Origin of the sequence: Manganibacter manganicus (assembly GCF_002075885.1) — a bacterium.
Classification (GTDB): domain Bacteria; phylum Pseudomonadota; class Alphaproteobacteria; order Rhizobiales; family Rhizobiaceae; genus Mesorhizobium; species Mesorhizobium manganicum.
Genome location: NZ_MDET01000007.1, coordinates 79,862 through 102,097 on the forward strand (window position 1 = coordinate 79,862; position 22,236 = coordinate 102,097).

Here is a 22,236-nt window from a genome sequence, read left to right on the forward strand (position 1 = left end):
CATTCTTGCCAATCGTTGTGATGAAGTTTAGCCTCGCCCTCGTACGGCCCGAAAGAACTTACCAACGCATACGGAAGCCGACCGAGCCGCCAATGGCGTTGTTATCGCCCATGTTCTCAAGGCTCGTATTGACCTGCGCCTCACCATAGATGGCATATTTGTCGTCCGCCCAGTTCAGCGTGCCACCCACGCCGAGCCCCCCGTAAAGCCGGTCATTACGGCTCGCGAACGAGACGTCGGATACCATGACGCGCGACTTGCCGGCGAACTCGTAATAGAGGTTGGCGATGCCGTAGAGATGCGAGCGGTTGATCTGTCCATTCGCTCCGCGCCATTCAAAATCGTGATTGGCCGCCATACCGAACCGGCCGACAAGACTTTGGCTACGATCGAGAGAAACATCGGCCCCGAAAGCGTCGGTGAAGTCGTCGAAACTCACCGAGGAGTAGGCAAGCTGGACCTGCGGGGTCAGCGACCAGGCACCACTCAGGGCAATGTGCTGGCCTGCTTCGATGCTGAGCCCATAGCCGATACCATTATTACCGTTCACGAGCCGCTTTCCGGCAGTCGCCGAACTTAAGTCGCTGTCGAACCATGTCACCTGTGCTTGAGCGTCCGCATAGAAACCGTCCTGCCCGTACCAGGTTAGCGTCGCGCCGAGCCCATAGCCGGTGGTGTCGATACCGCCGATGCCATAGGGCGAGCGGACATTGGACGAGACCGTGCCGTATTGGACGAACACTCCACCGATAAAACGCCCGGCATCGTTTTCGGCAAGCAGTCCGTCCACGCCGGTCTGCAATTTCCACACGCTGGTGTCGTAAGTCGCCCTGCTGGTGGACTGTGCCGGTTTGAAATCGGCATGGGCGGCTTCGATTCGTGCCCAGACACCGTTGCCGGCAGCGCCCCGATCCTCCTTGGCATCAGTGCCCTGTGCGCCATTCGTCGCATCGTCCCGTGTCCGCTTGCCCCACACCCGGTTACCAATACGCTGCTGCATGGTGCCAAGCTTGCTAAGCTGCTGCATCGCGGCAGCATAGCCTTCGTAGACGGGCACACCCGGCTGATAGAGCGGAGGCTCGGGTTCGCCGGGTTCCTGCGGGTCGAGCAGTGTCGAGCGCAAATACCAGTCGCCGTCGGCGGTATCCACGATGCCGTTTTTGTAAAGACGGTAGCCGTAAGCGCCCGCGACGACAGCCTGTTCGCCTTCGAACAGATAATCTCCCTTGAGGGCGAAGCTGCCGTCGGAATCACCGCCGATGTCGATAATCTTGATGCCATCCCGCGTTTGGGCACCCAATCCGCCCCGGTTGATGACATTCACCGCCGTGGTGCCGGAAGTATCTCCTTCCACGACCAGAAGGTCCGTTGGAGAATTATCTCCGCCCAGGGTCGTCTCGATTTCGAGCACGCCGCCGTCGCCGACATAATCGCCTGCAACCGTCAAGGTGCCGATGCTGCGTCCCGGTCCCATGACACCCGCATTGGTGACATCGTCCACCTGGCCGTTACCCTCGAGCCGACCACCGGCCGCTATGTCGACTTCTCCGCCGAGGATGCCGTCGACCGCTAATGTGCCGCCCTTGATCTGGCTGCTGCCAGAATAGCCGTTGTTATCTGCGGTGAAGACAAGCGTGCCTGCGCCGTCCTTGGTCAACGCGCCAGCACCAGACAGAAGGCCGTTCCAGGTGAACGTCGTTGCCGCATCGGTCAGAACCGTGCCGTCGCCGGTCAGCCCGATCGAGCGATCGCTCGTCATGTCTGCCGTGGTGCGCAGCGCGCCACCGTTGAACGAAAGGCCGCCGGCCTTGCCGCCAAGTGCGGTATCGGCTGCCACCTGCAAGGTACCACCCGTGATCGACGTGCCACCGCTATAGCTATTTGTGCCAGCGAGAATGAGCGTGCCGGCGTCCGACTTTACCAATTCGCTCGCGCCGGAGAGCTCCGAGGCGATCGTCGCGGTAAAGTTGCCACCAGCTACCGTACCGTCGCCGACTCGGATCGTCGCCTGGGCGCCGACGAGTTCCACCGCGTCACCGGTAATCGTGTAGCCATTCGTGGCGAACTGCATGCCGGAAGCGGTGATCTGCCCGAGGCTGTTGTCGATTGTAACCGTGCCCGATTCCCCGCCGAATACGGCGAAACCACCATTCTGGTAGGCAGCATTCAGTGCGCCGGCATCATCGGTCCAGTTGTTTCTGCCACCTGCAACCTGCCAGACCCCATCGCCGCCATTGATGACACCATCGAATTTCGGGCCGGCCTCGCCATCCCAGAAATTCATCAGCATACCGCTTGAGGTCACCAGATTGACCTGGCCGGCAATCGCCGTCTGAACGACTGCGGGACTGCCGTTGGGCATCAATCCGATATCAAGACCATTGTCCGTCAACGCGCCGCCATAGTTGATGACGCGATAGACACCGGCGCCGAAGTCGCCGCCGACAGATTCGGCGACGTCGATCGTGCCGTCGAGGATGAGATCTCCGCCGACATTGATCAGGTCGTTGAGAGCACCGCCTTCGACATTGGCCTCGCCGAACTCCATCGCCAGCGTCGATCCGCCATCGAGCGTCATATTGCCGTTGATGGTGAGCGTTCCGGCGCCATTGCTTCCCGGCGTGATCGTACCGCCCGCAGCGACGGTCACATCACCGCCGATGATACCGGTACCGCCGAGGGTCGCCGACCCCACGCTTGTCAAACCCGAGGCGACGGACTGATCGCCATTGACCAGCAGCGTGCCGTTGCTGACGGCGGTGCCGCCGGTATAGCTGTTGTCGCCCGTGAGGATCAGCGTGCCGAGGTCAGCCTTGACGAGTTCGCTCGCTCCGGTGAGTTGTGCGGCGATCTCGGCGCTGTAGTCCGCGCCGGACGCTGTGCCGTCGCCGACGCGGATCGTCGCCTGTGGTCCCGTAAGTTCCAATGCATCGCCTGTAATGGTATAGCCGTCGCTCGCGAACTGCAGTCCTGAGGCGCTGACCTGGCCGAGGCTGTTGTCGACCGTGACCGTTCCCGAGGTCGCCGAGAAAACGGCGAATGTATCATCCGCATAGGGAGCGTTGACGACGCCGTCTATATCCGTCCAGTCGTCATTGCCCGTATTGTTCTGCCAGACGCCATCGCCGCCATCGACCGCACCGTCGAACTTGGGACCGGCATCACCGTCCCAGAAGTTGAGCGTAAGCCCGGCGGTGTTGACCAGATTAACCTGCCCGGCCACGGAAGTCTGTACGGCGGATGTGCTGCCTGCCGGCATGATGCCAACGTCTAGGCCATTGTCCGTGAGTGCCCCGCCATAGCTGATGACGCGGTAGATGCCAGCATCGAAGCTGCCGCCCGGTGAAAGGTTTACGTTGATCGTTCCGTCGAGCGTCAGATCGCCGCCCACTTCGGCAAGATCGTTGAGTGGACCACCCACGACGTTCGACCGGCCGAAATCATAGGCAAGCGTGGAGGCGTCGCCAGCGAGTGACAGATCGCCATTGATGGTTAGCGTGCCGACTCCATTGCTGCCCGGCGCGAGCGTGGCGCCATCGACAACTGTTACACTGCCGCCAATTATACCGATGCCGCCCAGCGCTGCACCCGAGGCGACGCCGGTTGCTCCGGTCGCTGCGGATTGATCGCCATTGATGAGCAGCGTGCCGGCGTCGACATTCGTCGCGCCCGCATAGCTGTTGGCCGCGGTCAGGATCGCGGTTCCGGTGCCGATCTGATCGACGCTGCCCGAGCCGGAGATCAAACCGTCAAAAGTCAGTTCGTCAGAGCGATTGAACGCCAGCGCGCCGTCATTGACGACATCGCCAGCAATGCTCCCGCTGGTGCCGCCATTACCGAGCTGCAGCGTTCCGCCGGCAATCGTCGTTCCGCCGGTATAGCTGTTGTCGGCAGTGAGAATGGTCGTTCCCGTGCCAATCTGGGTGACGCTGCCCGAGCCGGAGATCATTCCGCCGAAGGCGACGCTGTCGGACCGGTTGAAGGCCAGCGTGCCGTCATTCACGACATCGCCGCCGACGACGCCGCCGGTGCCGCCATCGCCGAGCTGCAATGTGCCGGCGGTGATTGCCGTTCCTCCGGTATAGCTGCCATCGGCAGCGAGAATGAGTGTACCGGCCCCATCCTTGGTCAACGCTCCGGAACCGGAAACGGTGTTGTCGAGGGTGAGCGTCGTGCCAGCATCGGTAAGCAGCGCGCCATCGCCATCGAAAGTCACCATGCGATTGGTCGTCAGATCGGCCGTGGTCTGCAAGGTGCCGCCATCGAGGCTCAATGCGCCACCCGCGGCGCCGAGATTGGCGTCGCTCGAGACGCTGAGCGTACCCCCCTTTATGGCGGTATCGCCGGTGTAGCTGTTTGCTGCGGTGAGTATCAGGGTGCCAAGATCGGTTTTCACCAACCCGCTAGCGCCGGTCAGTTGCGAAGCAATGGTCGCACTGAACCCCTTGCCCACGGTCGAACCGTCGCCGACACGGATCGTCGCCTGCGGCCCCGCAAGCGTCAGCGGATCGCCGTTGATCCGATAACCGTCGCTCGCAAACTGCATGCCGGAAGCACTGACGGCACCGAGATCACTGTCGATGGTGACCGTGCCGGAGGCGGCCGAGAAGATGGCGAAAGAGCCATCGGAATAAGGCGCGTTCAGCTCGCCCGTGGCTTCGACCCAGTTGTTGTTGCCGGCACTGCTTTGCCAGACGCCGTCGCCACCGTTGATCACACCGTCGAATTTCGGCCCCGCGGCACCGTCCCAGATATTGAGCAACTGGCCGTCGGTATTGATCAGATTTATCTGGCCGTCGATCGAGGTGTCGACGACGACACCTCCCGACGGAATGGTGCCCGCCGTCAGACCATTGTCAGTGAGTGCGCCATCATAGCTGGCGATCCGATACAGGCCGATATCGAAGCTGCCGCCGGGCGAAACCGAAACATTGATCGTTCCGTCGAGCGTGAGGTCACCGCCGACACTGACCAGATCGTTGAGCGGGCCGCCGACGACATCGGCTTGCCCGAACTGATAATCGAGGATCGAGGCTGAACCGAGCGCGAGGTCTCCATTGATGGCGAGCTCGCCGACGCCGTTGCTGCCCGGCGTTAACGTACCTCCGCCGGTCAGATCGACATCGCCACCGAGGATCCCAGTCCCGCCGAGCGTCCCCCCTGAAGCGACGCTGGTCAGTCCGGTCGCTGCCGACTGGTCGCCGTTAATGAGCAGCGTGCCCCCCGTAACCGACGTCGTGCCTTTGTAGCTGTTGGCGCTGGTGAGGGTCGTAGTGCCGGAACCGATCTGGCTGATGCCGCCGCTTCCGGAAATCAGTCCGCTGTAGCTGTAACTGTCCGAACGATTGAAGGCGAACGTGCCCAGATTGATCGTGTCGCTGAGGATCGAACCGGTCGTACCGCCATTGCCCAGCACCAACGTGCCGTCATTGATGACAGTGGTGCCCGAATAGGTGTTGTTGCCGGTCAACACCCAGGTGCCGCTGTTGTTCTTGGCAAGGATGGTTACGCCGTTGCCGGCATCGCCGATGGAACCGGCCAGCGTGTTGTCGCCTGTATTGGTCCCGCCGAGCGCGATGGTCCGGTTCTGGTCATCGCCGGCGAGGGTCACGGGGCCTGTATCCGTAAAGACGATCGCGCCGGTGCCCGCGGATTCGATGACGGTCGTGCCCGCCGCCAGCGTGAACAGGCGATTGGTGCTATCCCCCGTGCCGGTGTAGCGCAGCGTCGAACCGTTGCCGATGATGAGATTGGACGCGTCGGCGGACGACGCGCCAAGGCTGCTGGCCAGCCCTCCGTCGGCCAGCTTGTCGACGCCGAGAACGCCGCCCTCGATCGTGGTGACGCCGGTATAGGTGCTCGCCGAATTGGTCAGGATCCAGGTGCCGCCACCGGATTTGATGAGCGAGGTCACGCCGCTGCCGTTGTCGGCGATCTCGGCGGCAATGCTGTTGTCATCGGTATTGTCGCCGGTCAGCCTCAGCGTCTGCGCACTGTTCGCGGTGGCGAAGGTGATCGGCGCGGTATTGGTGAAGCTGACCGCGCCTGTGCCCCCGGCAACGAGCGCACTGTCGGCGGAAGCGCCAAGCGTGAGCTGGCGATCCGTGCTGCTGCCCGTGCCGATATAGCTCAGCCTGCCACCATTGAGGACAAGATTGCCCGCATCCGCGCTCGATGCGCCGATCGAACTGGCGAGACCGCCATCATTGAGGCATTTGACCTCCAGCGTTCCGCTGTTGATCGTCGTAGAGCCCGTATAGTCGCTGCCACAACCGCTCAGCCCCTGCCTATTGGCGCCTTTCATGACAAGCGAGCCGTTGCCGGTAATGTCGCCGCCGAAATCGGCGGATCCGATGGGACCGCCGATGGTGAGAATCGCTCCGCCGAGCGCGATATCCCCTCCGGCAGCGTTGCCGCCGTTCAGATAGGTGAAGGCGGCATCGAATCCGTTGAGATCGAGCAGAATGCCGGCCTCGCCATTGAAGCTAGCACCAGACAGACTACCGAACGCATTGCTCGAATTGGCGCGCAGGATGCCACCGATTAACTGTGTGCCTCCGGCATAGGTATTGTTGCCGGAGAGCACCAGGGTACCGTCCCCTCCCTTCACGAGACGGCCGGCGCCAACGACCTGACCGGTAAAATCCAGCGTCGTGGCTGCCTGGGCAACGCTGATCGTTCCATTTCCTTCCTGCAGCGTGAATCCACGGTCGGTCGTGACGGTGTCGCCCGTATAGCCCAGCGTTCCGTTCTCGAAGACAAGATTGGCCGCGTCGCTGCTCGAGGCGCCGATACTGCTGTCACTCCCGCCGTCAGCAAGACAGTCGACACTGAGCGAACCCTTGATCGTGGTCGCACCGGTGTAGTCGTTGTTGCAGCCGTTCATTGTCTGCGCGAAACCATCGGCCCCGCGCGTGAACCCGCCAGTTCCGGTCATCCTGCCCGTGAACGTGCCGACGCCCCCGCTTGTCGTAAGCGTGGCAGCCCCGAGATCGACCGTCCCCGCACCTCTGAGTGCGCCGGCGGTCATATCGTATCCGCCGAGATCGAGCGTACCGCTGGCGTTGACCAGAATATTGTTCGTTTCCGAGCCGAACGCCTGGGAGGAGCCAGCGCGCAGCGTGCCGCCATTGACGACCGTGGTACCCGTATAGGTATTGATGCCGGCCAGCACCAACGTACCGTCGCCTTCCTTGCGCAACCCGCCGCTGCCGACGGCTGTGCCGGTCATGGTCAGGACCGTCCCCGCAGCCTCCACACCAATGCCGCCGCCACCGGCACCAAGCGTGAAACCGCGGTCGGTGCTGGTCGTACCACCGGTAAAGTCGAGGGTGCCGCCGGCCAGCACGATATTGGCCGAGTCGTTGCTCGCCGCGCCGATACCACTGGCCGCTCCACCGTCGGCCAACGTGTTGACCGACAGCTTGCCTCCGGAAACCATCGTCACGCCGGCATAGTCATTGCCGGCATTCGCCAGCGTCAGCGTGCCCGCGCCAGCCTTTGTAAACCCGGCATCGTTAGCGCCGGTCACCAGACCTTGGAAGGTCAGATCGGCGCCACCCGCGGCAACATCGATCGTTCGCGACGCGCCGCCATTGACGAGGGTAAACCCGCGATCGGTCGAAGTGCTCGCACCGGTATAACGCAGAGCGCCGCTTTCGAGCACCAGATTGGAGGCATCCGCCGTCGAGGCGCCGATGCTGCTTGCCGAACCACCATTGGCAATGGAACCGATCTCCAGCGTGCCACCGCTCAGCGTCGTCACGCCGGTATAACTATTGGTGCCCGTCAGCGTGACGAGCCCGGAGCCGCCCTTGGTAAAACCGGTGGCGCCACCATTGTCGACGATCTCCGAAGCGATGGTGAAGTTGCCCGCGCCGTTCTGCAGGATGCCGAGCGTGCCACTACCGGTCGCACCGGCTAGCGAGCCGCCGCTGATGGTCTGATTGCTGGCTCCCACCGACGAAGCCACGATAATGGTGCCGTCGACACCCACCGTCTGGCCGGCGCCGATGTTCACCGTCGAGTCCGCCGCCGCTGCGTATTTCAATCCGGCAAGCTGCTGACTGCCGCTGAGCGTGCCGAAGAAGGGCGTGTCGGCAGCACCACCCGCGTCACTGATCACCTCGCCGGACAGCCAATTCCCGGCATCGTCCTTGGCCGAATAATCCGCCGCCTCGAAACCGGTGATGACGCCGCCCACCACCTTTGCATAGTCACTGCCGTTGACCGTCGCCCAGCCGCCGAGGCTGGCACTGTCCGTGGTGAAGTTGCCATTCGTCGGCAGGGTGAAGTCGACAAGTCCGCCGGTGCGGGTGATTGTCCCGAAATCGACGGATAAGCTTCCACCGGCGCCCGAGGTTGCGGCGATCCGGTTGCTGCCGGCTGTAATATTCAGGCCGTCGAAGCTCTGGCTGTTGGTTGCACCGCCTGCGCCAGTAAGATCGAGCCTGCCGCCGGCCATGTTCAACGTCGAAGCGGACGAGATGATGTTTGTCGCCGGGGCGCCCGAAGCTGAGAAATCGAGCGTAAGCCCACCGCCACCAATCGAGGTGTCGCCCGTATAGCTATTGGCACCACCCAGGGTGAGTGTGCCCGCACCTGCGCTTGCGAGGCCGCCGCTACCGGCGATGACGCCTGCATAGCTGGTATCGACATCGCCATCCACCGAGAGCGTGCCGCTGCCGAGCGAAATGGTGCCCCCGGTGCCCGCCAGGGTTGGTGTCGTCAGGTCGAAACCGTCCAGGTCGAGCGTACCATCATTGACCGTGACACCAGTCGTCCTGCCGAAGGCCGAGGCATTGCCGGCACGCAGGGTACCCCCGTCCACCACGATCGCGCCGGTGTAGGTATTGGCGCCGCTCAATACCCAGGTGCCCGATCCGCTGCTCTTCAACGAGCCAGTACCGGAAATGATGCCGGAGAGCGTGTTGGTGCCGCCATAGCTGCCGCCAAGGGCGAGGTTATTGTCGGCCACAGCCTCGAAATCGATTGCACCGCTGAGTGCCAGAGCGCCGCTACCGTCATTGAGTATGCTTCCACCGGGCGCACCTTCTCCGCCGATGGTCCAGTCCCGGTTGCTGCTCGACCCCGAACCCGTATAGCTGACGACACTGCCGTTCAGAAGCGTGATGCCGCCAGCGGCGCCAGTCCCGAACGAGCTGCTGACACCGGTATCTGCGAGCGCGCCGGCGCGTACCGTAACGGGGCCCGTCGCGCCAAGACCGGCCGTGCCGACAACGGTCGCACCGCTGTAGGTGTTGGCTTCGCCCAAGGCGATGGTGCGGTTTGTGCCACCGCCCCGGAAGTCCATGGTAACGTCAGTGCCACTGCTGATCTCACCCAGCAGGTTCAGATCTGCGTCTTGCGCGGCGAAGACCATCAACCGGTCAGCCAGGATATTGGTGGAAATGTCGCCGGTGAGCGTCAGCGCGCCGGTGCCGTTGTTGAGGAAGACGGCGCCAGAGGTGCCACCACTATAGGTGAACTCCCAATCGCGATTGGAACTGTCTCCGTCACCGATATAGTGCAGCGAATCGACGAATTGGTTCCTCGCCGTGAAACGGACCGGCTCGTTGGCTGCAGAGCCGGCTCCCAGCGAACTAGCCTCACCGATATTGCCGACCGACGTGAAATAGGCATCGCCATTGACATTGAGGGTAGCTTGGCCGGTGAAATCGTTTGCGTCATTGGTCAGGCTGACGTCTTCTCTCGCAATGATCCCGCCCGCGCCCGTGAAGCGGGCGGAGCCGACACCCGCGCCCGACAAATCAGTCAACCCGCCGCTCAAATCGACGACGCGGCTGGCAGCCAGCGCTCCGGCCGAGGTCAGGGATGTGCCGTTCGACGTCACGATGCGGTTGGCGGCCGCGCCGAGCGCGGCGTCGCCGTTGAGGATCAATGTGCCGTTGTTGAGAAAAATATCCCCGGTGAAGGTATTTGCGCCGGAGAGATTGAGTGTTCCTGTGCCAGTCTTGGTCAGGCCCGATGTGCCCGCGATGATTGATTCGATGCTGGCGCTCGTAGTGTTGCCGAGCGTTGCAATCGTTGGCGTCGAGCCCGCCAAATTCAATGTTCCGCCTGTCAGCGTATAGCCTGCCGCATCGAAGGTGATGCCGCCAAGAGTGATTGGCGACGTCAAGGTTACGGTGCCGCCCGTCCCTCCGAAAAACGCCCTGTCGAGCGAGTTGTTGTCCCAGCCGGAATAGGGACCGCTCACACCATCTCCGCTCGGGCTCCAGGAAGAAGACGTCAGATTCCAGTCGCCCGAGCCGCCACGGTTGGCGGCCGTTCCATTGGGATCCCAATACCGATCCGCAGCCGCGGCGGCGCCGGCTGCCAGGCCGGTGGCAACCGCCAGCGCCAGAGATCGGCCGGCAAGATGAGCAGCGATCTCGGCAATATTCGGCGCATAGCTGGCGACCTCGCCTTTCCATTTGGTCATGCGCCCGCCGCGAAGTGTCCGGAACCACCAGCGAACGTCATGCGATCCAATGGGCTTACGGCAATCGCCGCGTAAGGTCTCAGCCGATCCCAGACCCGAGTCCGGCACAGTGGATGTCATCGACGAACGAATCATCGGCCCCTCCAGTGGTGATTCACACCGTGCAGAGACCCCATTGCGCCACGTGTCGTATATTCAGATCCCGCAGGATTTGTACCGATCGTGCAATAATCTGTATGGGCGCGACGCGTTTGATGAATGTCAGGAATTTTGCTTGGCGCCGCGATGCCGGCATTGCCGCCTTATCCTTGGCACTGATTGTGGCGAGATCGTTTTTCTGCCGATCTCTCGACGACTCTTCGATGGCGCGGCGCTATTTAGCCGGCTATTCCTCTCTCGAAGTGCGAGGGGAGATAGCCAAAACGCCTCCGAAACGCGCCGGAAAACCGTCCTGGATTGCGAAATCCGACCGACAAGGCAACATCGGTGAGATTGGCATATGAGCCTGAGCGTAAAAGTTCCTCGGCGGCCTCCAGACGCATTTGTCTCAGATAGATCATCGGTGTTGTCTGATATTGCTGCCGGAAGGTGTAGTGAAGCGCACGTGGACTGCAACCAGCCGCGCTGGCGATCATGTCGATGGTTATCGGTTCGGCGAGATTGGCACGCATGAAATCAAGCGCCCGTCGGATCGCTCTTGGCGTCAGACGGTCATTGTCTCTCGACAGGGTGTCCATGATCGAATTCGGCAGAGTGAGCAAAAGCGACGAGACGATGAGATCGCGATACTGGCTGGCCAGAACGGCGTGACGGCTCGGGATATCCCCCGTCTGTATCGATTCCAGCATGTTGTGGGCGTCGATTATGAGGCGCTGCAAAACGGCCAGGCTTGATTGCTCGCGGCGAACCAGGGGATGCCAGTCGATTCGACGCGGCGGTTCGATATGGAAATGACGGCTAAGCACATCGCTGAGAATGCGCTCCGGAACATCAACGACCAGTTTTGTTCCTTCCGGAGCGATTTGGGCCAACCTGCCTTCATTGACGGGCGTGACCAGACAATCGCCCTCGCCGGCATCTATGTTCTGTGCGCCGACGCTCGCGGAAATCGCCATCGGACCTTTCGTCACGAAGGTGAGGGTTAGTACCGGACTGTCGATTCTGCTCGTGGCGCGCACCGCGTAGTTGCCGGCCAAAGCGGCAACGCTTACGCCGTCGATATCCTGAAATCGCGCCTGCATCTCACAGGGCACCCCATCGGGCCGCTCGATCTCATAATGCGTGCCGGAAGAGTGTTCTTCCAATGTCTCGGCAATGGCATCGGCCCCGACGAGACTCAACCGGTTCTGAGACATCTATTTTTTCTGTTTTTCGGGCATGCCGTCGCACAGGCCGCAACGGCTACCGCCAGCACGTTCACGTCAGTTAATTGGGTTCGGTGACGCGCGCCTCGGATCACGCCGTGGCGTGTATCGAAGAACCATGAGAAGCCAGACGGTATTCTGGGTAGCCAGAAGGATCGCAGCCAGGCCCGACCACCACTGCTCCAGACTATGGTAGTAGAACAGGTTCCAGATCCCGTAACTCCAGAAGAATGCCGGGGTCAGCCAATGCACGCCCTGAACGATCTTCAGGCGCCACGCCCTCATGATTGAAGGAAACAGTACGATGCACGCGATCACTTCGGCTACTGCATTGATCTGGTCCATGGTGTCACCCCGCATTTGACCTTCGACCGACTACTTCGATTCCTCTCATGCTCATGGTTTGGATTCGCATCGCCTGCGATGAGGCAATGCGAGGAAGGTCATCGGCCGACAGGCCGGAATCAAGGCGAGCGGCCCGGCGGACCACGCAAGCCCACTCGAACAATTCCTGCTAGGTCTCATGATGCCCCCTCGTGCGACAGAGTCCGTTTGGTAGCCCGTCCTGTGCCCTTTTTTTGCCCGGAGCGACCTCACGGAATTGTTCGCCCGGCATGCCGAATACGTCGTTCCGCACGCGTCCGCCACGCATACAAAAAGGCGCACTTTCAATAATTTATTGTCTGACAAAGCGTCACAAAGTGTACGGTTCAGAGTAAGGCGTCATCGCAAAAATTCCACCGATCAATTCCAACGAATTCTGATGAATTCTTGCAATGGCCAGCCATGCTTGCGCTTCGGTTCAACACCTGCAAAGTTCCGGCGTCGAATCTGGGCGGGATTAAGGCAAGGGATCGGGTATGAAAGCGCAGAGATGCTTGATCTCAGGACGATTCTGGTCGTCACGCTGGCAACGGCAAGCCTCCAGGCGGTGGCCTGGATTTTTGTCTGGCGGGCATGGCGCCATCTCTATCAGCTGAAATTTCTTGCCGCCGGTTTCATTGCGATTGCGGTGGGCGTATTGTTGACGCTTCTTCGCGGGCAACATCCGGCGACACTTGAGATCGTCCTGTACAACACCATACTCAAGCTGGGTCTCGTGCTGCTCGCTGAAGGGCTCGCCCGTTTCCTGGGGCAGTCGCGTTATAGCTGGATCGGCATTTTTCTGCTGCTCTTTCAAACTGTGACCTGGAGCGTCGCTTTGACGGCGGCGCCGGATAACATTGCCGTCCGCATCCATACCTCGACTCTCTTCACCGTGGTCATCATGTCGATGATGTGCCTGGCTCTCATGCGCGACCGAACGCAACCGCGCCTGCTGCGCTGGATTACGATCGGCGTGTTGGCCGAATACTTGGTCGCCAGCATCGCCCACAGCATCATCGAATTTCGGTTGCCGTCCGACTTCCAGAGTGCCCCGGTGCTTGCCGACCGCAATGCCTGGTATCTGCTACAGGGCACGCTCTTCCTGATCGCATTCTTTGCCTGCCTGCTCTTCATGGTCAGTTCACGATTGTCCGCCGAGCTGCGTGAGAAAAACGATGCGCTGTCGAAGGAGGTGATGCGCATGCGCAGACTGGAAAGCAGGTTGAATACCAGCCTTGAAGCGGAACGCGACCTGCGACAGGAACAAGCGGACTTCATGCGTGTCGTCGGTCACGAATTCCGCACGCCGCTTGCGGTAATTCGCAACGCCGTCGAGATGATCCGCCTCACTGCCGGTGAATTTCCCGAAGCGACACGCGAACGGCTTTCAGGAATCGACAACGCCCTCAATCGCCTGTTCTCCCTGATCGACCGGTTCATGACGAACGATCGAGACAATGGCTTTCAACCTGAGCGTATCCAGGTCGTCTCCTTTCTGGGAGACGTACGGCTGCACTTCGAGATGACGGCACAGGTGAACCGTCTGCACTTTGTCGTCGAAGACAAAACCTCATCCTTCAACGTCGATCCCGATATGCTGGCAACCGTCATCATCAATCTGGTCGATAACGCTCTCAAATACTCTCCCGCCGATCGACCAGTCCGCGTTACCGCCAGTCAGGGGCGTGGCGCCGTGGTGATCGAGGTGCGCGATCGCGGCATTGGCATCCCTGCTGCTGAATTGGGCAAGATCGGCCGCCGCTTCTTTCGAGCCTCCAATGCCAAGACTGTTGCCGGAGCCGGCCTCGGGCTCTACTCAGCACGGCGGCTCCTTGCCTATCACGGAGGGACGCTGCAACTTGAGCCGAACGGCGAGGGCGGAACAACAGCCATCGTGCGTGTGCCTCTGTCACCCGGCTCATCCGACAAGATCATGCTGGAATGGGCCACTGCATGACGCACATTCTCATCGTCGAGGATGACCCCCGACAGCGTACGGATTTATCGGATTTCCTCATGCTGAGAGGTTTTACCACCACTGGGGTGGCGACGGCACGAGAAATGCGCGAAGTGCTGGCTGGCGGCGATTCGCCCGCCGTCATCGTCCTCGATGTCGGGTTGCCCGACGGAAACGGGTTCGAACTGGCAGCCGAAATCCGCCGGGCCCACGCTTGCGGCATTGTCATGCTGACAGCGCTCGGCAGCAGCGAAGACCGCATCCAAGGCTTTGAAAGTGGCGCCGACATCTACCTCGTCAAGGAGAGTACGTTGCGGGAGGTCGAAGCGGCGATCCGCAGCCTGTTGCGACGAACCGGTGATTTTTCCGGTCCAGTGTCAGGCCATGACGACCGCTGGATCCTCGACAGCACGAACTGGCGTCTGACTGCGCCAAACCAGCATGCGCTCAGACTCACGGCGACCGAATTTGCCTTCATGAACATGCTCTGCACGCGAGCACGCGAGGTTTGCGGGCGAGAGCAACTGATGGAAATACTGATGCGTCCCCGCTCCAGTTTCGACAACCGCCATCTCGACGCCCTCGTCAGCCGGCTGCGCCACAAGATCGAGCGTCATTTGAAGCTTCCCGCGCCGATCAAGGTGATCTATGGGGTGGGCTATACTTTCACGGCCCAAGCCACAGTGGAATGAACACACAGATGTCGGTGCATTTCATATGGTTGTGTTGCAAACTTTTTGAAGGGTGCTTGGGTAGCAATTCCAGCAAGCGGCGCCCTTGACGCCTACCTCGAAGTCATCGCTGATGTTCCAAACCGAGCCGCCGCCGGTCATCGTCGCAGTGCCGGTAGAACCGCCCTAGGTACCCGGCGTCGTAAAGCCGGTCTGGACCTTACCGCCATCGGCGATAGTGAGCGTGCCCTTGCCCCAGAAGCCGACATGGAATTGGATCGGCGGATCGCGAGCTGCTCCGCTATTGAGGCCATACCTCGCCTGCAATGACCTTTCCAAAAGGTTTGCGACAGAACCTTTCCCGCAGCTTGAATGAACATTGGAAGAAATTCACGACGAGCCGAACCAACCGGTATAGATCGGCAAGAACGGCGGCAGCTGCAACGCCTTTGTAGCGATGATAGCCGACAATGCGGCGGACGAGCGATCCGTTCTTCTGTTACACAAAGGCCCGATTGTTCTTGCGGTAGGAACGACACCGCGTGACTTCCGGTAGGAGGTCCGGCGCTCGTCCAACGGATAAAGCTCGCTGATCTCGGCATTCACTTGCCCGGCTGCGGCACGCGAATTTATGCTGTAGCGTGAGTTCCTCTACGCATGTGTGACACCATTCTGAAGACCGGGACATCAGCGCCACTACATTCCTGGGCGTGGGGCGTGTTTGGCTAATTGAGACGCAACCCTTCGGATACGGCAACCCCTCGAACGTAACGGTGGTTTACCTGCGGATCGCCCATCCCGGATCACTTACAGACGGCTGGCAACCTCAAGTCGCCGAACCATAAACGGTTAGTGCTCTGCGACGGACCTTGTTACGGATAACTACGCTCTCCGAATCGAAAGACGATTGTGATATTCTACACCTTCATCCATGTGCCCGCTGCTCAGAACCCAGTTGATCATGAACTACTACCATGCAAATGCCCTGGATAGAGGCTCATCGTTTCGGCCAGCGAGGGCATGGAAGGCGCAGTGCCGGCGCGCGTGACGGAGATGCCGGCCACGGCACAGCCGAACCGAACCGCTTCGACGGCGGAAAACCCTTTGGCGAGGGCGGCGGCAAAGCCGCCATTGAACGCATCGCCGGCACCTGTCGTCTCGACAACCGGACCGGCGGAAACCGCGGGAAAGTGAATAGACTGGTCCTTGCCGTGAAGGAGTGCACCGCGTTCGCCAAGCGTAATGATCGCCGCCCGCGCACCCTTAGCCAGCAGGATTTCGGCCGCGGCTCTGGCGTCTTCGACATTCGCCACTGAACGCCCAGTCAAAGCCTCGGCCTCAGTCTCGTTTGGCGTAATGTAATCGCAGAGCGGATAGAGCGCGTCGGGCAGATCGGCGGCCGGCGCCGGGTTGAGGACGGTTGTCACACCAGCCTCGCGGGCAATCTGCAAGGCGCGGATGGCCGCATCGACCGGCTGTTCGAGTTGCGTGACAAACACGCTTGCCGAGCGGATCAATGCCGCACGGGCCTCAATGTCGCGCGACGTGATGAGGGCGGCGGCGCCCGGCGAAACGATGATGGCATTATCGCCGGTGCGGTCATCGATAAAGATATAGGCCGCACCCGTATAGCTTTCGGGCGTGGCGATCACCGCCGGGCTGACGCCGGCATCGCGCCACGTCTCCATTGCCATGTCGGCGAAAGTGTCGACGCCGAGACGGGTGATGAAATGTGTCTCGACCTCCAGTTTCGCCGCCGCCACCGCCTGGTTGGAACCTTTTCCTCCAGGGCCGAGCTTAAAGCCCGATCCGAGTATGGTTTCGCCCATGACCGGCTGGCGCGGCGCACGATAAGCGGTATCGGCGACGAAGACGCCGAGTATGACAACCGGACCGGGCACCTCCCTACTCCGCTTCCGGGGGAACGACGCCCTTGCGGAAGGCGAAGCAGCCATAGAACCGGCGTTCGCCCGTCTGGATCACGCAATAGGCCTGCTTGGCGCGTTCGTAAAAGGCATAGCGCTCGACGCCGATCATCGGCCGCGATTGGCCTTCGGCGCGATCGAGGACCGCCTGGACCTCCTGCTGTACCGGCGGAACCTCATTCGGCTGCCCGACGATTTCCATTCGCCCTGCCGCATCATCGACAAAAGAATCCAGCGGATAAAGCGACAAAATGGCCTCGGCAGCCTCAGCGGCAGTCACATTGTCGATCCTGAGCACCCGGCCAAGCCGTGTCTGGCGGGCAATCGAATCCGAGGGGAAGTTGGTGTCGGCAATGATGAGATCGTCGCCGTGCCCCATCGCGCGTAACGCATAAAGAACATCTGCGTTAAGCAGCGGATTGATTCCCTTGAGCATGTCGTCCTGCCTGTTGCCTCGATCAGATACGTTTGCCGCTGACCGCGTCGAAAATATGGATATGCCCTTCCCGGGGCTTGATCCGGATCGTCGCGCCCGGCTCGAATTGATGCCGCTCCCTGAACAGGGCAACGATCTCCGTTTTGCCTGCGTGGGTGTAAACCAGCGTTTCCGATCCGGTCGGTTCCATCAGGATGATCTGAACCTCGACGCCATCGTCGACGAGATCGAAATGTTCCGGCCTGATGCCGAACACGACCTCCCGGCCCTCCGCCAGGGACATGCCCGGCGGCATGGGCAGCACTGCCCCGCCGACGTCGATCGAGCCGCCGCCGCGCGTGACCACGCCCTTGAGACGGTTCATCGAAGGCGAGCCGATGAAACCCGCGACGAACAGATTGGCCGGGCGATCGAACAGTTCCAACGGCGCGCCGATCTGTTCGACCCGGCCATCATGCATGACGACGATCTTGTCGGCCATGGTCATCGCCTCGATCTGGTCGTGCGTGACATAGATGGTGGTCGTCTTGAGCCGCTGGTGCAGTTCCTTGATCTCTGTGCGCATCTGCACACGCAATTGGGCATCGAGGTTGGACAGCGGCTCATCGAACAGAAAGACCTGCGGATCGCGCACGATGGCGCGGCCCATGGCGACACGCTGGCGCTGGCCGCCCGAAAGCTGACGCGGATAGCGTTTCAAAAGCGGGGTCAGCGCCAATATGTCGGCTGCCGCGCGCACCTTCTGCTCCACCACTTTCGGATCGACCTTCTTGAGCTTCAATGCAAAGCCCATGTTCTGTTCGACCGTCTTGTGCGGGTAGAGGGCGTAGCTCTGGAACACCATGGCGATGTCGCGGCGCGCGGGCGACAGATTGTTCACCGCCTTGCCACCGATGACGATGTTGCCCGCCGTCACGCTTTCCAGCCCGGCAACCATGCGCAGCAGGGTTGACTTGCCACAACCGGACGGCCCCACCAGCACCACGAACTGCCCGTCGGAAATACCGATGTTGACGCCGTGAAGGACCTGCGTCGCCCCATACGATTTAGCCACGTCACGGATAGCGACTTCTGCCATGTCCCCCTTCTCATTTTTTATTGAGCCAGGGCACGAACCCTAACGAAGCATATGAGCGAAATCTATTACATCGCGGCGTTGACTCCGCAATGGGTTCTGACAGAATTGATCAAAGCATTGGCGAAACGCGAGTTTCAACAGTGAATTTTTCGGCCACCACAGGGTGACCCGAAGCTGGGAGGAAGTTGAATGAAAGTAGGACTGTACGACCAATTGATGCGTCGCGGCGCAACGCGCCGCGACGTGCTGAAGGGAGCCGCCAGCATGGCGGCGCTATCTGCCGCCTCGGCAGCAGGGCTTGGCGCCCTTGCCGGACCGGCCATGGCCGACGAGGCGCTGCGCGCCCAGATTCTGCAGATTCCAGGCGTCGGCGCGGGATCGCCGACGGACGCGGACTGGCAAAAGGTCGGTGAACTGTGCCTGGGCGCCACCAAGGCCAGCGTCAAGGAAGGCGAATTCGCGGGCATCGAGTTGACGTTCATGGGCCTGAACAACCAGAACCTGCACAACTTCCTGTTCCGGGGGTTCCTCAAGCCTTGGGAAACCTATACCGGTGCGAAAATCAGCTGGATCGACCTGGCGCAGGCCGACTACAACGCCCGCCTGCAGCAGTCGATCGCAACCGGGACCGTCGATTTCGACATCCTCGAAATGGGTGCGCCGTTCGAAGGCGATACCGCGAGCAAGGGCCTGCTGGACGAAATGCCGGATTGGGTCAAGACGCAGGTCGATATGGACGACCTGGTCGAGTACCTCAAGCCGCCGGTCGGCACCTGGGACGGCAAGACCTATCGCGTCACCGTCGATGGCGATTGCCACACCCTGTCGTTCCGTAAGGATTACCTGACCGATTCCGCCATCTCCGGCGCCACGGGCATGACCACCATGCCCAAGACCTGGCAGCAGATGGATGAGTTCTCGAAGAAGATCAAAGGCCAGAAGGACCCGCTCACCGGCTTGCCGGCCTTCGGCTTCCTCGATCCGCTGAAGGGCTGGGGCGGGTTCGGTTTCTATTTCCTGGAAGATCGCGCGTCCGCCTATGCCAAACATCCGAGCGACCCGGCCTGGCTGTTCGATCCGGACACGATGAAGCCGCGCGTCAACAATCCGGCCTGGGTGCAGGCCATCCAGGATGTGATGGACCTCATTGCCGCGGGCGCCTATCCCGCGGACCAGATCAATGCCGACCCCGGCACCACCGCCTTCCAGCAATTCCTGGCAGGCACCGGCGCCGGCTTGTGCTGGTGGGGCGATGTGGGCTCGATGGCGCGCACCTCCAACACGTCCGTCGTCGGCGACGTCGTTGAGTTCTCCATCAATCCCGGCTCGGATCGCGTCTATAATTCGAAGACAGGCGAGTGGGAAACGCCGGAAGGGGGCAATTTCGCACCCAATATGGCCTTTCTCGGTTGGGGCGTTTACGTCACCAAGCGCGCCGCGGGAGATGAAAACAAACGCAAGGCTGCATGGTCGGCTGCCGCGCATCTCGGCGGCAAGGACCTGAGCCTGTGGACTTCGGCCTATCCCTCGGGCTTCCAGCCTTATCGCAAGTCTCACTTCAATTTCGATGAGTGGGAAAAGGCGGGTTACGACCGTGCCTATATCGAGGATTACCTCGGCAGCAACGCGGACAGCTACAATCACCCCAACGCGGCCATCGAGCCACGCATTCCGGGCATCTTCCAGTATTATTCCGTGGCTGAAGACGAACTGGCCAAGGGCTATGCAGGCCAGTACAAATCGGCACAGGAAACGGCCGACGCCATTGCCGCCGCCTGGGAGAAGATCACCGACCAGATCGGGCGTGACAGCCAGATCAAGCTCTACAAGGCATCGCTTGGTATGTCCTGATGCCAACCGGGCGCGCATGCACAGGCATGCGCGCCTTTTTCATCTCCCATCAGATGGCCATCCGTAGCCGCATCATGGAAAACCAGGGGCCACCGAACCGATGAGCCAAGGCGATCTTCTTCATGTCGTCACGGAAGACGACATTTCCGATTCGCGGCGCATGTTCGGGCACGGCATCGTCTGGGCGTCCGCCCTGCTGCTGGCCGGCATCGCAATCGCCCAATACGCCCAGGTCAGCGGGTATGCCGATTTTGGCTTCCAGACATGGAGGCCGACGCTCTATGCTTACATTTTGTGGTCGGTGTGCCTGTGTTGGAGCAAGGTGCTCATCTATGGCGAGCACGGCAAGCGGGTGCTGTTCGTGCTTCCTGCAGCACTCTTTGTCGTTTCGCTGACGGTTTTCCCACTGTTGTTCGGGCTCATCATCGCCTTTTCGAACTGGAATCTCGCCTCACCGCTGGGGCGGCAATTCAATGGCCTGGACAATGTTCGCCAGATGTGGGCCGACCCGTTCTACTGGAACGCCCTGCTCAACATGGTGTGGTACACGCTGGCGATCTTCGTCGAATATGCCATCGCCTTCGGTCTTGCCCTGCTTTTGAACGCCGACATAAAGGCGCGCAAATTCTTTCGCGTCGCCTTCCTCCTGCCGTTGATGCTGTCGCCGGTGGCTGTAAGCTGGATGATCGGCAAATCCATGCTGGAAATCCGGTTCGGGCCTATCGCCCGCCTTGCCCGCTGGCTCGGCTGGGAAACGCCATCCTTCTTCGGCTCGCCTGAAATCGCGCGCCTGATCATCATGATGCTGGATGCCTGGACCTTCATCCCCTTCATGATGATCATGATCCTGGCCGGGCTTCAGGCCATTCCGAAGGACCTGACGGAAGCCGCACGCGTGGATGGGGCCGGGCCGTGGAAGACGTTCTGGGAGATCGTTTTCCCGCTGATGCTCCCTGTCTCGATCACCGCAGTCATGATCCGCATCATCTTCAAGCTGAAACTCGCCGATATCGTCATCAACCTGACGGCCGGCGGACCGGGCGGCGCGACCGACACCGTGACCTCGTTCATCTTCCGCGAATATCGCGACCGCTCGAATGTCGGCTACGGCACGATGCTGGCAATGTTCTATCTCGTCCTCATAGTCATTTTCATGACCATTCTGATGAAGCTGGCGGACCGCTTCTCGAGGCCACGCACATGACCATCCAGGCAGTTCACGACAATGAGGCGGATAGTGCGGGGCGCGCATGGCGTTTCGGCACCAAGACGACGATCTATCTCCTGCTCATCCTGTGGGCGATAATCTGCCTGTTTCCGATCTATTGGACAATAACGACCAGCTTCAAGATGGCGCCTGCCGTCATGAAGGGCGCGCTCATTCCCTGGATAGACTATGACCCCGCCTGGCTTGGCTGGCGATCGCTCGGCCTGTCGCCGGAGACGATCACCGCTTCCAGCACCGTACGTGACGAATTCATGAAGCGGTTCATGAATTCCGTGATCGTCTCGGTCGTTTCCTCGGCGCTGGCGGTCATGCTGGGCTCTCTGGCGGCCTACGGCCTGTCGCGTTTCTCCTACCGCTTCGGCTTCATGAAGAATTCCGACATCCTGTTCTTCTTCCTATCGCAACTGATCCTGCCGCCGGTCGTCCTGGCGCTGCCCTTCCTGCTTCTCTACCGGGAACTGGCGCTGCTGGACACGCGCATCGGGCTGATCCTGCTCTATACGCTTTCCGTGTTGCCGATCGTGATCTGGATCATGCGCGACCAGTTTTCCTCCATTCCCTCCGACCTCGAAGAGGCGGCGCTGATGGACGGACTGTCCATCTGGGGTGCATTCTTCCGCGTCATCCTGCCGATTGCCCTACCCGGCATGGTTGCCGCCTTCATCCTGAGCCTCGTGCTGACGTGGAACGAGTATTTCTTTGCATCCCTGCTCACCTCGACCAACGCAAACACGCTACCGGTCATGGTGGCGTCGCAAACCGGCAGCCAGGGCATCGCCTGGTGGTCGATGGCGGCGCTGTCGCTGGCGGCGATCCTGCCGCTTATCGTGATCGGGATCGGGCTCGAACGCTATCTCATCAAGGGCATGACGGCCGGCGCGGTGAAGTAACCCCGCGCAACCGGCGTGAAGGTGCC

Annotated in this window: 12 protein-coding genes and 1 pseudogene; 5 read left to right on the plus strand and 8 right to left on the minus strand. The window is 61.0% G+C overall.

Going from position 1 to position 22,236, the window contains the following annotated elements; genetic code table 11:
* Positions 1-58: 58 nt before the first annotated feature.
* The 3 genes from BFN67_RS06280 to BFN67_RS06290 form a co-directional block, all read right to left on the minus strand.
* Complete coding sequence (locus BFN67_RS06280; protein ID WP_245295167.1) at positions 59-10,444, minus strand: autotransporter outer membrane beta-barrel domain-containing protein; 10,386 nt, start codon at positions 10,442-10,444, stop codon at positions 59-61.
* A gap of 377 nt (positions 10,445-10,821) precedes the next feature.
* Positions 10,822-11,799, minus strand: coding sequence for a helix-turn-helix transcriptional regulator (locus BFN67_RS06285; RefSeq protein WP_080918776.1), 978 nt, complete (start codon positions 11,797-11,799; stop codon positions 10,822-10,824).
* Positions 11,800-11,865: 66 nt separating this feature from the next.
* Positions 11,866-12,153, minus strand: a complete 288-nt coding sequence (locus BFN67_RS06290) for a hypothetical protein (protein WP_139789050.1) — start codon at positions 12,151-12,153, stop codon at positions 11,866-11,868.
* A gap of 256 nt (positions 12,154-12,409) precedes the next feature.
* On the opposite strand from BFN67_RS06290, the gene BFN67_RS06295 reads away from it, so the two are divergent.
* Together BFN67_RS06295 and BFN67_RS06300 are read left to right on the plus strand one after the other, a co-directional pair.
* Entirely contained in the window at positions 12,410-14,131 is a 1,722-nt protein-coding gene (locus BFN67_RS06295) for a sensor histidine kinase (RefSeq protein WP_245295168.1), read from the plus strand.
* Entirely contained in the window at positions 14,128-14,823 is a 696-nt protein-coding gene (locus BFN67_RS06300) for a response regulator transcription factor (protein ID WP_080918779.1), read from the plus strand. Before BFN67_RS06295 ends, BFN67_RS06300 begins: the two co-directional genes overlap by 4 nt.
* 21 nt (positions 14,824-14,844) lie before the next feature.
* Here the strand turns inward: BFN67_RS06300 and BFN67_RS25175 are convergent.
* From BFN67_RS25175 to BFN67_RS06325, 5 genes and pseudogenes are all read right to left on the minus strand, one after another.
* Positions 14,845-14,973, minus strand: a pseudogene (locus BFN67_RS25175) (hypothetical protein); the annotation flags it as partial.
* A 15-nt stretch (positions 14,974-14,988) separates the two neighbouring features.
* Complete coding sequence (locus BFN67_RS23910) at positions 14,989-15,129, minus strand: hypothetical protein (protein ID WP_158083481.1); 141 nt, start codon at positions 15,127-15,129, stop codon at positions 14,989-14,991.
* Positions 15,130-15,761: 632 nt separating this feature from the next.
* Positions 15,762-16,703 (minus strand): ribokinase, encoded by a 942-nt coding sequence (gene rbsK, locus BFN67_RS06315; RefSeq protein ID WP_245295169.1) that lies wholly within the window; start codon positions 16,701-16,703, stop codon positions 15,762-15,764.
* 4 nt (positions 16,704-16,707) lie between these two features.
* Positions 16,708-17,163 (minus strand): RbsD/FucU family protein, encoded by a 456-nt coding sequence (locus BFN67_RS06320; protein WP_080918782.1) that lies wholly within the window; start codon positions 17,161-17,163, stop codon positions 16,708-16,710.
* A gap of 22 nt (positions 17,164-17,185) precedes the next feature.
* Complete coding sequence (locus tag BFN67_RS06325; protein ID WP_080918783.1) at positions 17,186-18,241, minus strand: ABC transporter ATP-binding protein; 1,056 nt, start codon at positions 18,239-18,241, stop codon at positions 17,186-17,188.
* 189 nt (positions 18,242-18,430) lie between these two features.
* Here BFN67_RS06325 and BFN67_RS06330 point away from each other — a divergent pair, with 189 nt between their 5' ends.
* The 3 genes from BFN67_RS06330 to BFN67_RS06340 all read left to right on the plus strand — a co-directional run bounded on the left by BFN67_RS06330 (position 18,431) and on the right by BFN67_RS06340 (position 22,210).
* A complete protein-coding gene (locus tag BFN67_RS06330; protein WP_080918784.1) occupies positions 18,431-20,092 on the plus strand; it encodes an extracellular solute-binding protein in 1,662 nt (553 codons plus the stop codon).
* Positions 20,093-20,192: 100 nt separating this feature from the next.
* Entirely contained in the window at positions 20,193-21,296 is a 1,104-nt protein-coding gene (locus BFN67_RS06335; protein WP_080918785.1) for a carbohydrate ABC transporter permease, read from the plus strand.
* Positions 21,293-22,210, plus strand: a complete 918-nt coding sequence (locus BFN67_RS06340; protein ID WP_080918786.1) for a carbohydrate ABC transporter permease — start codon at positions 21,293-21,295, stop codon at positions 22,208-22,210. The genes BFN67_RS06335 and BFN67_RS06340 overlap by 4 nt, the downstream gene beginning before the upstream one ends.
* Positions 22,211-22,236 lie beyond the last annotated feature (26 nt).

Bases quoted from the DNA above. Each gene is read 5' to 3' on its own strand.
- BFN67_RS06280 (WP_245295167.1), bottom strand. From the start codon at position 10,444: ATGACCAAATGGAAAGGCGAGGTCGCCAGCTATGCGCCGAATATTGCC.
- BFN67_RS06285 (WP_080918776.1), bottom strand. From the start codon at position 11,799: ATGTCTCAGAACCGGTTGAGTCTCGTCGGGGCCGATGCCATTGCCGAG.
- BFN67_RS06290 (WP_139789050.1), bottom strand. From the start codon at position 12,153: ATGGACCAGATCAATGCAGTAGCCGAAGTGATCGCGTGCATCGTACTG.
- BFN67_RS06300 (WP_080918779.1), top strand. From the start codon at position 14,128: ATGACGCACATTCTCATCGTCGAGGATGACCCCCGACAGCGTACGGAT.
- BFN67_RS06320 (WP_080918782.1), bottom strand. From the start codon at position 17,163: ATGCTCAAGGGAATCAATCCGCTGCTTAACGCAGATGTTCTTTATGCG.
- BFN67_RS06325 (WP_080918783.1), bottom strand. From the start codon at position 18,241: ATGGCAGAAGTCGCTATCCGTGACGTGGCTAAATCGTATGGGGCGACG.
- BFN67_RS06330 (WP_080918784.1), top strand. From the start codon at position 18,431: ATGAAAGTAGGACTGTACGACCAATTGATGCGTCGCGGCGCAACGCGC.
- BFN67_RS06335 (WP_080918785.1), top strand. From the start codon at position 20,193: ATGAGCCAAGGCGATCTTCTTCATGTCGTCACGGAAGACGACATTTCC.
- BFN67_RS06340 (WP_080918786.1), top strand. From the start codon at position 21,293: ATGACCATCCAGGCAGTTCACGACAATGAGGCGGATAGTGCGGGGCGC.